Below are 12,467 nucleotides of genomic sequence, written 5' to 3' on the forward strand. Positions count from 1 at the left end.
GAATCGCGAACAGCGACAGCAGCAGCGTCGGCCAGGCGTCGGCGAACAGCGGCTGCACGTCGCGCAGCGCGAAGTCGAAGCCGTTCTTGGGCGTGTTCAGGTGAGCGTAGACGGTGTTCAGCAGGTATGCGCCGCCGCTCGCCACCTCCAGCACGCCCACGACCACGCCGACGAGCACGGCCCAGATCGCCCCGAACCGCAGCGCCGACCGCCAGCGGCCGGTCAACGCCAGCCAGATAACGGCGGCGGCCGGCAGCGCGACGGCGGTCTGCTTGGTGAAGAACGCCAGCGCGGCCACGCCCGCCGCCACGCCGACGAGCCTCGGGCTGGTCAGGAGCAGCAGCAGCGCGCCCAGTGACAGGCCGACGGCCGGCAGATCAGGCCGGGCCGAGAAGCCCCATTCGTCGAGGAACGGAAGGCCGAGGAAGAGCCCCGCGCCGGCCAGCCCGGCCAGCTTGCTGGCCCCTGCACGGCGCGCCGCGAGCCAGATCAGCCCGACACAGGCCAGGCTCGTCGCCAGCGTCAGGGACCGCGCGACGGCCGTCGTCTCCAGGACCGAGAGGCCGAGCGCCCGCCCGATGGTCCCCGCCACCAGCGGCTGGACCGGCGGATACGGCGTGATGACGTGCGGGAAGACCTGGAAGTTCTGGTAGAGCGGCAGGCCATCCCGCACCCGCACGATGGCGGCGATGGTCGCGCCCTCTGGGTGCGTCACCGGCCACGCCACCCCGACCGTCTCCGCACCGGCCTGCACGAACAACGCCGACAGCACCAGCCCGGTCAGCACCACGCACCACGCCGCCAGCCGTCCGAGCAGCCAGACCGCCCGGCTGCGGCTCGCCGCTCCTGGGCCGGACCGGTTGGCAGGCTGGCGCTCCACGGTGGCGGCGCGGTCAGTCGCGGGTGTCATGCAGGCGTTCCAGGGCATCGTCCGTCGAGCATGCCACCCTGCGTTGACGCGGACCGGCCCACACTCAGGCGAGCAGGGTCTCGAGCTGGAGGCAGTGTTCGGCCTCGTGCTCGACGAGGTGGCGCAGCGTATCCAGCAGCGTGATCAGGCCACGGGTCTCGTGGATGCCGACACGCCGCCAGTCGCGCGGGGTGAGCCGGCGGAGCGCGCGCACGACCTCGGCGCGGCGGCCCGTGTACGCTGCCAGCAACGTGGCGAAGTCAGCATCCTCGTAGGCCATGACCGCGCCCCAGCGCCGCTCGTCAAAGGCCGAGAGGCTCGGCTCCTCCCGAACCACCATGGCGATCAGGCGCGTCGACAAGATGTCGTCGGAAGCGCGGATGTGCGCCAGCACGCCGAGCGCCGACCAGTCGTCGCCGTCAGGGGGTGCGGTCAGCTCTGCCTCGGTGCGGCCAGCGACCGCGGCGGCGATCCGAGCCGGCGCATCCGCGAGCCGGGCCAGCAATCCGTCGATCTCGTCGTGTGCCACGTGCATCCCTCCCCTGCGTCCCTCCCCGATGACGGCACAAGTGTGACGTACCGAGCCGCCTGCCCGCCGCTCAGGATATGGCCCCACCGTGACCGGACCGTCTACAAGAAGCAGTGTGGAGACCGGAGCACAGTCAGAGTGGAGCAGGATGACATACGAAGGACTGCTGGCGGAGACGATTCGGCTCGAAGGGCACGGCGGCGACATCATCGACGGGTATCTGGCGCGACCACTGGGCGGCGGCCCCTATCCGAGCGTCATCGTGAACCATCATATGCCCGGCTGGGACGAAGCGACCAAGGAGATCGTCCGAAAGCTGGCGCACCACGGGTACGTGGCGATCATGCCGAACCTGCACCATCGGGTCGGCCCGGGCACGCCATCCGAGCAGTCGGCGCGCGTCCGCGAGGCCGGCGGTAACCCTGACGCCCAGTTCCTGGGCGATGCCCAGGGCGCGATCGCCTACCTGGACCGGCTGCCATACACCTCGGGCAAGATCGGCATGATCGGGTTCTGCTCGGGCGGACGGCAGGCGTTCCTGGCGGCGGCCAGGCTGCCGCGTCTGAGCGCGTCGGTTGACTGCTGGGGCGGCCGGGTCATCGCCCGGCCAGAGGAGCTGACGGAGCGCCAGCCGGTCGCTCCCATCGACTACACTCCTGAGATGACGGCGCCGCTGCTGGGCATCTTCGGCAACGACGACCAGAGCCCAACGCCCGAGCAAGTCAACCGGACGGAGGAGATCCTCAAGCAGCACGGCAAAGTCTACGAGTTCCATCGCTACGATGGGGCCGGCCACGGCTTCTTCGCGACGGACCGCCCGAACTACCGCTCCGTGCAGGCGACGGACGCCTGGACGAAGGTGTTTGCGTGGTTCAATCGGTATCTGCACGACGGTTCGGGGGGAACCACGGCGGGCTGAGCGGGAACGGTTGCCCGCACGGTGGCTGGATGATCGGGCGGCCTGCGATCGTGCGCTCCCGGCATCCTGGCCCGATCCCTGCATGGACCGCCGCAACCGGGCGGGCCTCCGGCTGTCCGGCTGAGGACCGGCACACGAGTGAGCGTGTCACCTGTCGGGCACGTGCACTCGCTGCCGCCAGGGATCGAGGTCGACGCATGCAACGTCAGCAGCCGCAACCAGAGGCCCAGAACCGAATCGTCAGCCCGCGATTCAGCCAGCAGGTCATACAGCGCATCGATGCCTGGGCCATCCTCCTGACGCTGCTGATGATTGTGCTGCTGGCCGTTCCGGGGCCGGTGCTGGCGGAGGCTCGGTGGGCGGGCGCTGGTAGCCTGGGTTCGCCCACAGACCATCCCAGGGCGCCACATGATGCGATTCTATGACAGGGCAATTGCATGTTCGCTGGTGTTCCCGAAGCATCGTGGAACGGGCGGTCGGGGACTGAAGTCCCCGCCTACAGTCATTCAGTCGCTGCGCGACGGCCGTCAGGAACGGCAGGCACTGGTGCGACTGGAGCGTCGCGCAGCGACTGCAGGATCGTAGGCGGGGCTTTCAAGCCCCGTCGAGGCGGCACGACGACATCAACATGCAATCACCCTGCCCCTCACGCGGCGCTGCGTGAGCGGAGGCGGCCGAATCGGGTATCGTGACCGGAGCGGCCTGCTCCGAGCAGTGCGCCCCGAGCATCGCGACCAGTCGCATCCCCGACCTGTTCGACCAGACGTGGCCGCGCATCATTGCGCTGGCCTGGTGGCCTCCCTGGGAGTTCGGCAATGAGTGTTGGCGCAGAGGCAGGCGGGCTCAGTCTCGCGAGCGTGCAGACCGCCGCCCACGGGCGGGCCATCGAGTCCGGCCTGCACGAGCTGTGGCGGCAAGCCGACGCCGGCGAGATCGGCGGGGCACTCGTGCGGGCGGCCAGCCTGACCCTGATGGTGCCGGTCCTGCCGGGGCAGTCCGCTGACGATCTCGTCCCCGTGGTGGACCGCGTGACGCTCGTCCACCCGTGCCGGGTCATCCTGGTGACGTTCAACGACAGCGTGGCCGAGCCGACCGCCGTCCTCAGCAGTCACTACCGCCGCCCCGGCGCCGAGGAGGCGGCCCGCTACTGGGAAGAGATCCGGATCGTGTCGCCGACGCGCGCCGTCCACCAGGCGATGAGCGCCGCATCCACCGTCGTGCTGCCGGGCCTGCCGGTCCAGACGTGGTGGCCGAGCGCCGTCACCTTCGACACCGATCTCTACAACCATGTGGCCGAGGTCAGCGACCGCGTCCTGCTCGACTCACGCCGCTTCCGCGATCCGCGAACGTCGCTGACGGCGCTCGCGAGCACCATCGACGTGGCCCACGAGTCCATCGCGTTTGGCGATCTGAGCTGGTCACGCATCAACCCGTGGCGGGTGCTGACCGCCGAGCTGTTCGACGCCCCGGCCGACCAGGGCATGCTCGACTCCATCGAGCGGGTGGTGGTCGAGTACAGCCGCGCCCCGGACGCCAACGAGAGCGTGCAAGCGTTGCTGTTCGTCGGGTGGCTGGCCAGCAGGCTCGGGTGGGAGCCGCGCGCCGCGCTCGAGGAAGTGCCGGGCGCCTGGCGCTTCTGGCTGGTGGACGGCGTGCGGCCGGTCGAGGTCCGCATCGCCCGCAACGACAAGCCGCCCGCGCCGAACGGACCGGCCGTACCAGGCTTGCGCTCGGTGACCATCGAGGCGGCCGAGGGCGACCGCCGGGCGACCTACCTCGTCGAGCGGGCCGGCGCCGGCGACGAGGCCCGGACGGTCAAGAACGACGGCACGATCCTGGAAGGCCGCGCGCACCTGCCGACCGACGACGAGGTTGACTTGTTGCAGGAAGAGCTGGGCGGCTTCACCACCGACCGGATCTTTGTCGATTCGCTGCACGTGGTGGTAGGACTCTTCGCAGAGGGGCGGCGCTAGACGATGGTGCAGGATGCAGAGGCGCTGAAGCGCGTCGCGGCCAACGAGGCCGTGCAGCTCGTGCGGGACGGTATGGTGGTGGGCCTGGGCAGCGGCTCGACGGCTGAGCTGTTCCTGGCGGCCCTGGCCGAGCGGGTGAAGGCCGGCCTCAACGTGACCGGCGTGCCGACCTCGGTGCGGGTGGCGTCGCTGGCGGAGGCGGCCGGCATCCCGATCCGGCCGCTGGAGGAGATCGGCCGGATCGACCTGACGGTGGACGGCGCAGACGAGATCCTTCTGCCCGATCTGGCCCTGATCAAGGGGCGTGGCGCGGCCCTCCTGCGCGAGAAGCTGGTGGCCGCGTCCACCGAGCGACTGTGCATCGTGGCGGACGACTCGAAGCTGGTCGGCAAGCTGGGCGAGCTGCAGCCGGTGCCGGTCGCCGTGATCCCGTTCGGCTGGTCGCAGACCGCCGAGCGCATCCGGGCGCTCGGCTGCGAGCCGGTCCCGCGGATCGCGAACGGCCGGCCGGTCGTCTCGGATGACGGGCTGTTCCTGCTCGACTGTCGCTTTCCGCCGATGGAGCGCCCGGCCGACGTGGCGGCGGCGCTCAAGGGCGTGACCGGCGTGGCGGAGCACGGCATCTTCCTGGGACTGACGGCGCAGGCCATCGTGGCGGGCGCGGACGGCATCACGGTGCTGACGCCATCGTCGGCCACGGCGTGAGCGGAGTGGCCATGACGGCGAACACGTCGGACCACCGCCCGGTCATCGGGATCGATCTCGGCGGCACCAAGATCCGCTCGGTGGTGACGCGCCACGACGGCGAGATCCTGGGCGAGGACGTCCGCATGACGGACGCCGAGGCTGGGCAGGAGGTCGTGGTCGGGCGGCTGGTGGCTTCGGCACGGGCGGCAGCGGCGGCCAGCGGCCTCCGGCCCACGGACATCGTGGCGGCCGGCGTGACGGCCCCGGGCACGGTGGACTTCGACGCCGGCGTGCTGCACCAGCCGCCGAACCTGCCGGGCTGGGACGCCGTGCCGCTGGCGCAGTTGCTGACCGGGCCGCTCGGGTGTCCCGTGTTCCTGGAGAACGACGCCAACGCGGCAGCCTACGGCGAGTGGCGGCATGGGGCCGGCACGGGCCTGCGCCACATGATCTACCTGACCGTCAGCACCGGCATCGGCGCGGGGCTGATCCTGAACGGCGGCCTGTACCGGGGCGCGGACGGCGCGGCCGGCGAGCTTGGGCACATCACCGTGGACGTAACCGGCCCGGAGCACAACTGTGGGATGGTCGGGTGCGTCGAGGTGATGGCCTCGGGCACGGCCATTGCACGGATGGCCCACGAGGCGTACACGGCCGGGCGCTCGCCGGAGCTTGCGCGGCTGGCCGCCGAGCGCGGCGAGCTGACGGCAGCCGAGGTTGACGAGGCGGCCGAGCTTGGCGATCCGGTGGCCGACGAGATCCTGGGCCGAGCGGCGACCTACCTGGGGATCGGGCTGGCGAGCTACATCAACATCTTCAATCCAGAGGCCATCGTCATCGGCGGAGGCGTCTCGAAGATCGGGGCGCGCCTGCTGGAGCCGGCCTTTGCGCTGGCGAAGCGGCGGGCGTTCCGGCTGCCGTCGCAGCGGGTCTCGCTGCGGCTGGCCGCGCTCGAAGGGCGGGCCGAAGTGCTCGGTGTGGCAGCCCTGGCGCGCGACAGCGTGTAGCGGCGGACGCCAGCAGAGCCTCAGGAAGCGCGATACCCGACCGAACGACTGGCGACTCCCCGGGAAAGCGAGGGCGCACCATGGCACGACCGGGAAAGCACCGGCCAAAGCACGCACCAGTCAAGCGGGTGGCCGCACGCCGGCCGCCGCTCGCGCCGATCTCACCCGACGATGTGGCGGCGGCCATCAACGAGCTGGAGGTCGCGACGCCAGGGGGCGGCGAGGGCCTTGCCGACGAGATCCTGGCTGTCTTCGACGACCTCACCGAGGGAGATCAGGGACGCGCGCTGGCCCTGATCGATGCGATGGGGAACATCCGTGAGGAGTCCGCCGGGTTGGTGCTCGCCGCGCTGGCGGAGATCCTCCCCGACAAGGAACAGCGCAAGGCCGCCCGGCGGGCGCTCCACAAACTGAAGAGCGCTGGCATCGAGGTGGCCCTGCCGATGCCCATCGCCGAGCCGCGTCCGGCCGTCGAGAGCGAGCCGCACCACATGGTCGAGGCGCGCGTGTCGGCCATCGACGGCGTAGGATCGCGGGTGCTCTGGCTGCTGCTGGAGCGGCCTGTCGCGCACCTGGGCATGGTGCTCTACAGCATCGCCATCAACGACACGGTGGGCGTCAAGGACATGTTCGCCGAGCCAGCCTCGCGGCGCAGCTTCGGGACAACCACGCGCCGGTTCTCCGAGTTGTCGGAGCAGACCGTCGTCGGTGTGCCGACAGAGTACGGGCTGGCCCTCCTTTCGGAGGCCCTCGCGCTGAACAAGGAGTCCAGGTTCCCGGTCCCGCTCGAGCTGCAGGTGCGGATGGGGACGCTGCCGCCACTGCCGCCGCCACCGGCGCAGGCGCTCATTCACCAGTGGATCACGCGCGGGCAGAGTCTGCTGATGCCGACGCTGCTGGAAGAGTCTGAGTACCTCCTGGAGAGCGAGCCAGAAACGGACGGCTGGTTCTTCGGCTACGACGAGTCGGAGCCGTTCGCTCTCCAGCTTGAACGGGCCAGAACCAGCTCGCTCATCACGACGCTGAACCCCAACGAGGATCCCCGCGAGCGTGTGGTGAACAATGCCATCGATACGCTGTTCACGCCGTCAATCCGCCGTGCTTACCGCCGGCGGCTGGAGGAGACAGCCTACATCTTCTGGAAGACCGACCGCGAACGCCAGGCGCGGCAGGCGGTAGCAGCGGCGTTCGCCATTCCGGACACCGGCTCACTCCACAGCCATCCGCTCATCCGCGCCATCATCCGCAAGAGCATTGTGATGGCCGTGCAGGCAGACGCAAGTGGATATGGCCCACCGCCAGACGCCAGCCGGACGGCCTACACGCCGATCTAGGAGCAGAGCGACGTGGCGTCTGAGCATCTCTTGCCGCCCGACCCCATTGCCGATCTGCTCGGGCTGCGGCTGATCGCGACGCTCGGCACCAGCAACGCCGATGGCTCGCCGCACCTGACGCCGATCTGGTTTCTGTACGAGGATGGACGCATCTACCTGCCGACTGGATCCGCCAGCCGCAAGGTCCGCAACGTCCGGGCGAGGCCGGCCGTCTCGGTGCTGATCGATCAGCGGCAGCCGGCCTGCCACCGCTGGGCGTCCGCGGCCGGGACGGCGGAGATCCTCGACGGCGAGGCTGCCGCCGCCGTCAACGCCCGCGTCCGTGAACGGTACGTCAGCGCGGCCGGCGAGGCGACCTACGGCGCGCTGGTCTCCGGCTACGACGACGTGACCATCGTGGTGACGCCGACGCGCTGGCGATCCTGGACGCCGACCGCGCTCGAACGGCTGGCCCGCGAGCATGGTGTCGATGGGGACGCGCTCGCGGGCTGGTTCACGGACTGGGACGCCTGAGCGGCGGCGCTGGTCTCTGGCTCAGGAAACGTGGGGGCACACCACGGGACGGGCGGGCTGGCCGCTGCTCGACGCGCCCCACCCGACTGCTACTCGACGCGCCCCACCACCACGGTGATATTGTCGTGGCCCCCACGCTCGTTCGCGAGGTGGATCAGCGTCCGTGCGATGTCCTCGGGCGAGATGCCATGATCCTGCCCGGCCAGCTCGCCCACCTCGCTGCGCTTGACGTGCTCGGTCAGGCCATCCGAGCAGAGCAGCAGCACGTCGCCGGGCTCTAACGCGCGCGGCCCGTAGGTCTGCACCTCAACATGCTCGTCCACGCCCAGGCAGCGTGTCAGCATGTGCCGGAACGGATGATGCTCGGCGTCCTCCTCGGTGATGAGTCCCGCCCTGACCTGCTCGGCGACGAGGCCGTGATCGTCGGTCACCTGCTCGGCGGCGCGCGCACGCACCAGATAGGCCGGGCTGTCGCCTGCGTTCGCCAGGTACGCCGTCCCGTTGAGGATGACCGCCGCGACGATGGTGGTGCCCATCCCCTGCTTCTGTGGGTCGGCCTCGGCGGCCCGCCAGATCTCGTAGTTGGCCCGCTCGATGGCCGCCTTGAGCGCCCCCGTCGGATCGTCGCCGAGGCTGGCCAGCTCGCGCGTCAACGTCTCGACAGCCATCTCGCTGGCGACCTCGCCCGCCAGGTGGCCGCCCATGCCATCCGCGACCACGAGCACGAGGCCGCCATCGTCCGGCGAGATGATGGTCCACTGGTCTTCATTGTGATCGCGCCGCCGGCCAACGTCGGTGACGCCGGCGGTCTGGACCGTGATCTGGGACATGGTCGATGACGCTCCCTCGCAGCCGGGATTATCCCGTCCGGCCTCGCAGCCGTCAACGGCATCCACGTACGGCCCCGGCGAGGATCAGGTCGCCTCGTCGAGCAGGTCCGCGATCGACGGAGCGATGACCGCCCGCACGTCAAGCTCCAGGCGCACGGCGTCTTCGATGCTCAGGACCGGGCCGGCGCGCGGCGGCTCCATGCCGAAATCGGTCAACAGGACCGTCGTCGTGGCCGTGCCGGTCACGTCGGCCTCGCCGAAGGTGGCCGTCGCCTGCCAGGTCGCCGGCCGCGTGATGCCGTGCAGCGTCAGGTCGCCCACCAGCTCGAACGCCGCCGTGCCGCTGGCCGGCAGCGGCAGCGGCAGGCCCGGCGCGGCGGTCAGCACGAACTCGGCGGTCGGGTACTGCATCGTCTGGAGGGTCGTGCGCTGGATGTAGCGGTCGCGCATGGCGCTGTCGCTCTGGAGGTTTCGCAGATCGACGGTCACGCGGGACTGCTCCGGGACAACGCTGCCTGCCACGTCGAACAGCAGCGAGCCAGTCATCTCATTGGTCCGGCCGATGGCCTCGTTGACGCCGCGCCCACTGAGGACTTCCATCGCGCGGTAGCGGGCCTCGCCGCCGGGCGCCAGATCGACCCGCGTCACCTCTGCGCGCGCGGGCGCGGCAACCACACCGGCTGACGGCGCGGCCACGGCCGGCGTCGACAGGTGGAGAATCGAGGCGACCAGCAGGCCAGCCCCCGTTACCAACAGTCCTGCGCCGAAGCCCACCCGCACGCGTCCGCCCCAGCCGAGGCGTGATGGCATCGCTGTCTCTCCTCACTCTGCGCGGGCAATCGGTGCGGCGCCGTCGGGTGGACAACCGCCCAGCCCGCCCGTTGCAGCCCAACCGTGCGACTATTGTGCATACGAAGTGGTCACGCAGCGTGGATCTTTGCCGTTGTAGATACCGTGCGGAGCATCCTCGTCGCAAGAAGTGCGCGCGTCCGGTGCAGGCGGGACACTGCCCTGCTGGACTCATGGCCGTGTCAGGGCTGACAATCATGCTGTCATGAGTCTCTCGCCGTCTGCCCACGCCATGATCGCCGTGGCGCTCAACGAGCCAACCACCGCCCACGCGCGTGCGGCGCTGCTGGCGGCCTCGGCCCTTGCCGACATCGTCGAGCTGCGCCTCGACCTGATGGACGAGCTGGATCTGCCGCGCCTGCTGGCCGAGCGTCCCTGCCCCGTCGTCGTCACGAACCGGGCCGCCCGCGAAGGCGGACGCTGGCAGGGCAGCGAAGCGGCCCGGCTCGACCTGCTGCGGCAGGCCATCGATCTCGGCGCGGAGTACGTGGACGTGGAGGCCGACGCCATCCACCAGATCCGCGAGCGCGGCCAGAGCCGGCTGATCGCGTCGAGCCACGATTTCGGCCGCATGCCAGCCGATCTGCCGGCGCTGTGGGGGCGGCTGGCCGAGACCGGCGCGGACGTGGTCAAGCTGGTCGGCATGGCCCGGGACGCCCGCGATGTCGTCTCGGTGATGCAGACGCTCGCGGCGGCCGACCGCCCGACCATCGCCATCGCCATGGGGCCATGCGGCGCGGCCTCGCGCGTGCTGGCCCTGCGCGAGCCGCACTGCCTGCTGACCTTCTGCGCGCTGGAGAGCGGCGGCGGGACAGCCCCCGGGCAGTTGGGCGTGCGCGACCTGTTGGAGACGTACCGCGCGCGAACGCTCAGCCGGCGGACGGCCGTGCTGGGGGTGCTCTCGCCCGTCCCCGACGATGCCGCGATGGCGCGCTGGAATGCTGCCCTGCACGACAGTGGACAGGACCGGGTGGCCGTGCCGCTGATCGTGCCGGACGGCGTGGAGGTAGCCGACGTGCTGACCGCCCTGCGCGGCACCGACATCCGCCTGCTGGCCATCTCGGAGCCGCTCCAGGAGGTGGTGGGACAGGCGCTGGACGCCCTGGAGCCGGCCGCTTGCAGGGCCGGCCGCGTGAACCTCATCGCGAACAGTCTGGACGGCCTCGTGGGTGGATGGATCGACGGGCCCGCCGAGGCCGGCCCACGCCTGGACGCCGCCCACGCTGCCGCAGCAACCCGCTCCGGGGCGACCGCCGGGGCAACCGCCGGGGCAACCGGATGACACGCGTGATCGGTCCACGCCTCGGCATCTTGCTCGGGAAGGCGGTCGGCGACGCCCTGGGCGCCGGCACCGAGTTCCAGACCCCGGACCAGATCACCCGGCGGCACGGCACGGTCACCGGCTACGTCCAGGGGGTCAACCAGGACTTCGCGCCCGGCGAGTTCACCGACGACACGCACATGGCGCTCTGCATCCTCGGGGCGTACTGGGATCGCGCGGTGCGCGGCGACGATCTGCTCGTGGCGACCCTCAAGCGCTTTCAGGCGTGGCGGGCGGCCCGGCCGCCGGACATCGGGAACGCCACCCAGGGGGCGCTGCTCTCATCGCGACAGCACGGGCTGAGCGGCGGCTTCTTGCAGTGGGAGCAGAGCGGCTACGCCTCGGCCGGCAACGGGGGGCTGATGCGGGCGGCGACTTCGGCGGTGGCTGGCAGCCGGGGCGAGGCGCTTCGCACCGAGGCGATCCAGCTCTCGATGCTGACGCACCCCGATCCGCGCAGCCTGGGGGCGTGCCGGGTGCTGGTGGTGGCGCTCGAAGCGATCCTCGACGGGGCAGACGTGGTCGACGCCTGGAAGCTCGGCGTGGACGAGCTGGCAAAGGCGAAGCTCGACGTGCCGATTCAGGAGCAGTTTGGCGGGCACCGGGCCGCGCTGATCCGCGAGCGGCTGCCCGAAGCCCGCAAGGCGGTGCGGGCCGCCGTCGAGCACGGGCTGACCGGCGCATGGCGCAGCCAGAGCGGCTTCGTGATCCACACGCTGGAAGCAGCCGTCGCGGCGAGCCTCGCGCCGAGCTACCTCGAAGGCATCCTGCCCATCGTGGCGCGCGGCGACGACAGCGACAGCGTGGCCGCCGTAGCCGGGGCGGTACTGGGGGCGCGCGGCCTGCTGCCGCCCGATGAGCTGATCGACGGCCTGCGCTGCAACTTCGCGTGGCCGACCTGGCCGCCCGACGAGGTCCGGGGCTGGCCGGCCCTGGCCGCCTTCGTGCCGCCGCGCCCGGACGCCGCTCCGACCTCGCCAGACGACGAGGACGCCGAGGAGGTCGAGTTTCGGCGGTTTCAGCCCTTGCTGCCGCCGTTCGAGTTCGACGAGATCGCGCCGAACGTCTACGCGGGCCGCGCGCCGCTGTTCCAGCGCGAGGTCTGGCAGCTACGGGCGGCCGGGATCACCCACATCCTCGACCTGCGCGAGGAACGCGAGTGGGCAACCGCTGGCTATCGCGGGCGGTCCGCCATCGCCGAGATCGACGCCCTGGGCCTGACGCGGCTGCACGTACCGGTCACGGATGTGACTGCCCCGATGCCGCACCACCTGGACGACGCGGTGGCGTTCATCGAGGCGGCGCTCCACGTCGGCGGGACGGTCTACCTGCACTGTCGGGCCGGCATGCAGCGGACGGCGTCCGTCGCCGGCGCGTGGTACGCCCGGCAGCAGCGCTGCTCGGTGATGGACGCCATGCGCCAGCTGCGGCAGCGCCGGCCAGCCTTCGAGCCGCTCCCGGATCAGATGCAGGCGGCCCAGCGGTGGGTGTCAGCGCACCCGTACCGGAGCTGACCCCCCACCCTCCGACTCACGCATCACCACGTTCTGACCAGGCTGACAAGCGCTGTGGCGCGGGGGCTCTCGATACACCCC

General features: G+C 71.0%; 13 protein-coding genes. 9 read left to right on the top strand and 4 right to left on the bottom strand.

The window, feature by feature from the left end; genetic code table 11:
* The coding region (locus IT306_04845; protein MCC7367724.1) for a glycosyltransferase family 39 protein at positions 1 to 910 on the bottom strand (910 nt) is incomplete at its 3' end.
* 64 nt (positions 911 to 974) lie between these two features.
* Positions 975 to 1,439 (bottom strand): DinB family protein, encoded by a 465-nt coding sequence (locus tag IT306_04850; GenBank protein ID MCC7367725.1) that lies wholly within the window; start codon positions 1,437 to 1,439, stop codon positions 975 to 977.
* Positions 1,440 to 1,587: 148 nt separating this feature from the next.
* On the opposite strand from IT306_04850, the gene IT306_04855 reads away from it, so the two are divergent.
* The 7 genes from IT306_04855 (at position 1,588) to IT306_04885 (ending at position 7,872) form a co-directional block, all read left to right on the top strand.
* Positions 1,588 to 2,358, top strand: coding sequence for a dienelactone hydrolase family protein (locus IT306_04855; protein ID MCC7367726.1), 771 nt, complete (start codon positions 1,588 to 1,590; stop codon positions 2,356 to 2,358).
* 197 nt (positions 2,359 to 2,555) lie between these two features.
* Entirely contained in the window at positions 2,556 to 2,783 is a 228-nt protein-coding gene (locus tag IT306_04860) for a hypothetical protein (protein MCC7367727.1), read from the top strand.
* 390 nt (positions 2,784 to 3,173) lie between these two features.
* On the top strand, positions 3,174 to 4,331 hold the full coding sequence (locus IT306_04865; protein MCC7367728.1) for a glucose-6-phosphate dehydrogenase assembly protein OpcA: 1,158 nt from the start codon (positions 3,174 to 3,176) through the stop codon (positions 4,329 to 4,331).
* A 3-nt stretch (positions 4,332 to 4,334) separates the two neighbouring features.
* Positions 4,335 to 5,036, top strand: coding sequence for a ribose-5-phosphate isomerase RpiA (rpiA, locus tag IT306_04870; protein MCC7367729.1), 702 nt, complete (start codon positions 4,335 to 4,337; stop codon positions 5,034 to 5,036).
* 11 nt (positions 5,037 to 5,047) lie between these two features.
* A complete protein-coding gene (locus IT306_04875; protein MCC7367730.1) occupies positions 5,048 to 6,025 on the top strand; it encodes an ROK family protein in 978 nt (325 codons plus the stop codon).
* A gap of 80 nt (positions 6,026 to 6,105) precedes the next feature.
* A complete protein-coding gene (locus IT306_04880; GenBank protein MCC7367731.1) occupies positions 6,106 to 7,359 on the top strand; it encodes a hypothetical protein in 1,254 nt (417 codons plus the stop codon).
* Between the two features lie 12 nt (positions 7,360 to 7,371).
* A complete protein-coding gene (locus IT306_04885; protein MCC7367732.1) occupies positions 7,372 to 7,872 on the top strand; it encodes a TIGR03618 family F420-dependent PPOX class oxidoreductase in 501 nt (166 codons plus the stop codon).
* 89 nt (positions 7,873 to 7,961) lie between these two features.
* Here IT306_04885 and IT306_04890 read toward each other — a convergent pair whose 3' ends face one another.
* Both IT306_04890 and IT306_04895 read right to left on the bottom strand, forming a co-directional pair.
* A complete protein-coding gene (locus IT306_04890; protein ID MCC7367733.1) occupies positions 7,962 to 8,702 on the bottom strand; it encodes a Stp1/IreP family PP2C-type Ser/Thr phosphatase in 741 nt (246 codons plus the stop codon).
* Between the two features lie 84 nt (positions 8,703 to 8,786).
* Positions 8,787 to 9,512 (bottom strand): YceI family protein, encoded by a 726-nt coding sequence (locus IT306_04895; protein ID MCC7367734.1) that lies wholly within the window; start codon positions 9,510 to 9,512, stop codon positions 8,787 to 8,789.
* Between the two features lie 244 nt (positions 9,513 to 9,756).
* Here IT306_04895 and IT306_04900 point away from each other — a divergent pair, with 244 nt between their 5' ends.
* Positions 9,757 to 10,833, top strand: a complete 1,077-nt coding sequence (locus tag IT306_04900) for a type I 3-dehydroquinate dehydratase (GenBank protein ID MCC7367735.1) — start codon at positions 9,757 to 9,759, stop codon at positions 10,831 to 10,833.
* 5 nt (positions 10,834 to 10,838) lie between these two features.
* Positions 10,839 to 12,386, top strand: coding sequence for an ADP-ribosylglycohydrolase family protein (locus IT306_04905; GenBank protein ID MCC7367736.1), 1,548 nt, complete (start codon positions 10,839 to 10,841; stop codon positions 12,384 to 12,386).
* The last annotated feature ends 81 nt before the right edge of the window (positions 12,387 to 12,467 follow it).

The sequence above is a fragment of the Chloroflexota bacterium genome, assembly GCA_020850535.1.
GTDB lineage: Bacteria > Chloroflexota > UBA6077 > UBA6077 > JACCZL01 > JADZEM01.

Excerpts from the sequence above, each read along its gene's own strand:
- IT306_04900 (MCC7367735.1), top strand. The coding sequence starts at position 9,757 with ATGAGTCTCTCGCCGTCTGCCCACGCCATGATCGCCGTGGCGCTCAAC.
- IT306_04855 (MCC7367726.1), top strand. The coding sequence starts at position 1,588 with ATGACATACGAAGGACTGCTGGCGGAGACGATTCGGCTCGAAGGGCAC.
- IT306_04875 (MCC7367730.1), top strand. The coding sequence starts at position 5,048 with ATGACGGCGAACACGTCGGACCACCGCCCGGTCATCGGGATCGATCTC.
- IT306_04880 (MCC7367731.1), top strand. The coding sequence starts at position 6,106 with ATGGCACGACCGGGAAAGCACCGGCCAAAGCACGCACCAGTCAAGCGG.
- IT306_04860 (MCC7367727.1), top strand. The coding sequence starts at position 2,556 with ATGCAACGTCAGCAGCCGCAACCAGAGGCCCAGAACCGAATCGTCAGC.
- IT306_04895 (MCC7367734.1), bottom strand. The coding sequence starts at position 9,512 with ATGCCATCACGCCTCGGCTGGGGCGGACGCGTGCGGGTGGGCTTCGGC.
- IT306_04890 (MCC7367733.1), bottom strand. The coding sequence starts at position 8,702 with ATGTCCCAGATCACGGTCCAGACCGCCGGCGTCACCGACGTTGGCCGG.
- IT306_04865 (MCC7367728.1), top strand. The coding sequence starts at position 3,174 with ATGAGTGTTGGCGCAGAGGCAGGCGGGCTCAGTCTCGCGAGCGTGCAG.
- rpiA (MCC7367729.1), top strand. The coding sequence starts at position 4,335 with ATGGTGCAGGATGCAGAGGCGCTGAAGCGCGTCGCGGCCAACGAGGCC.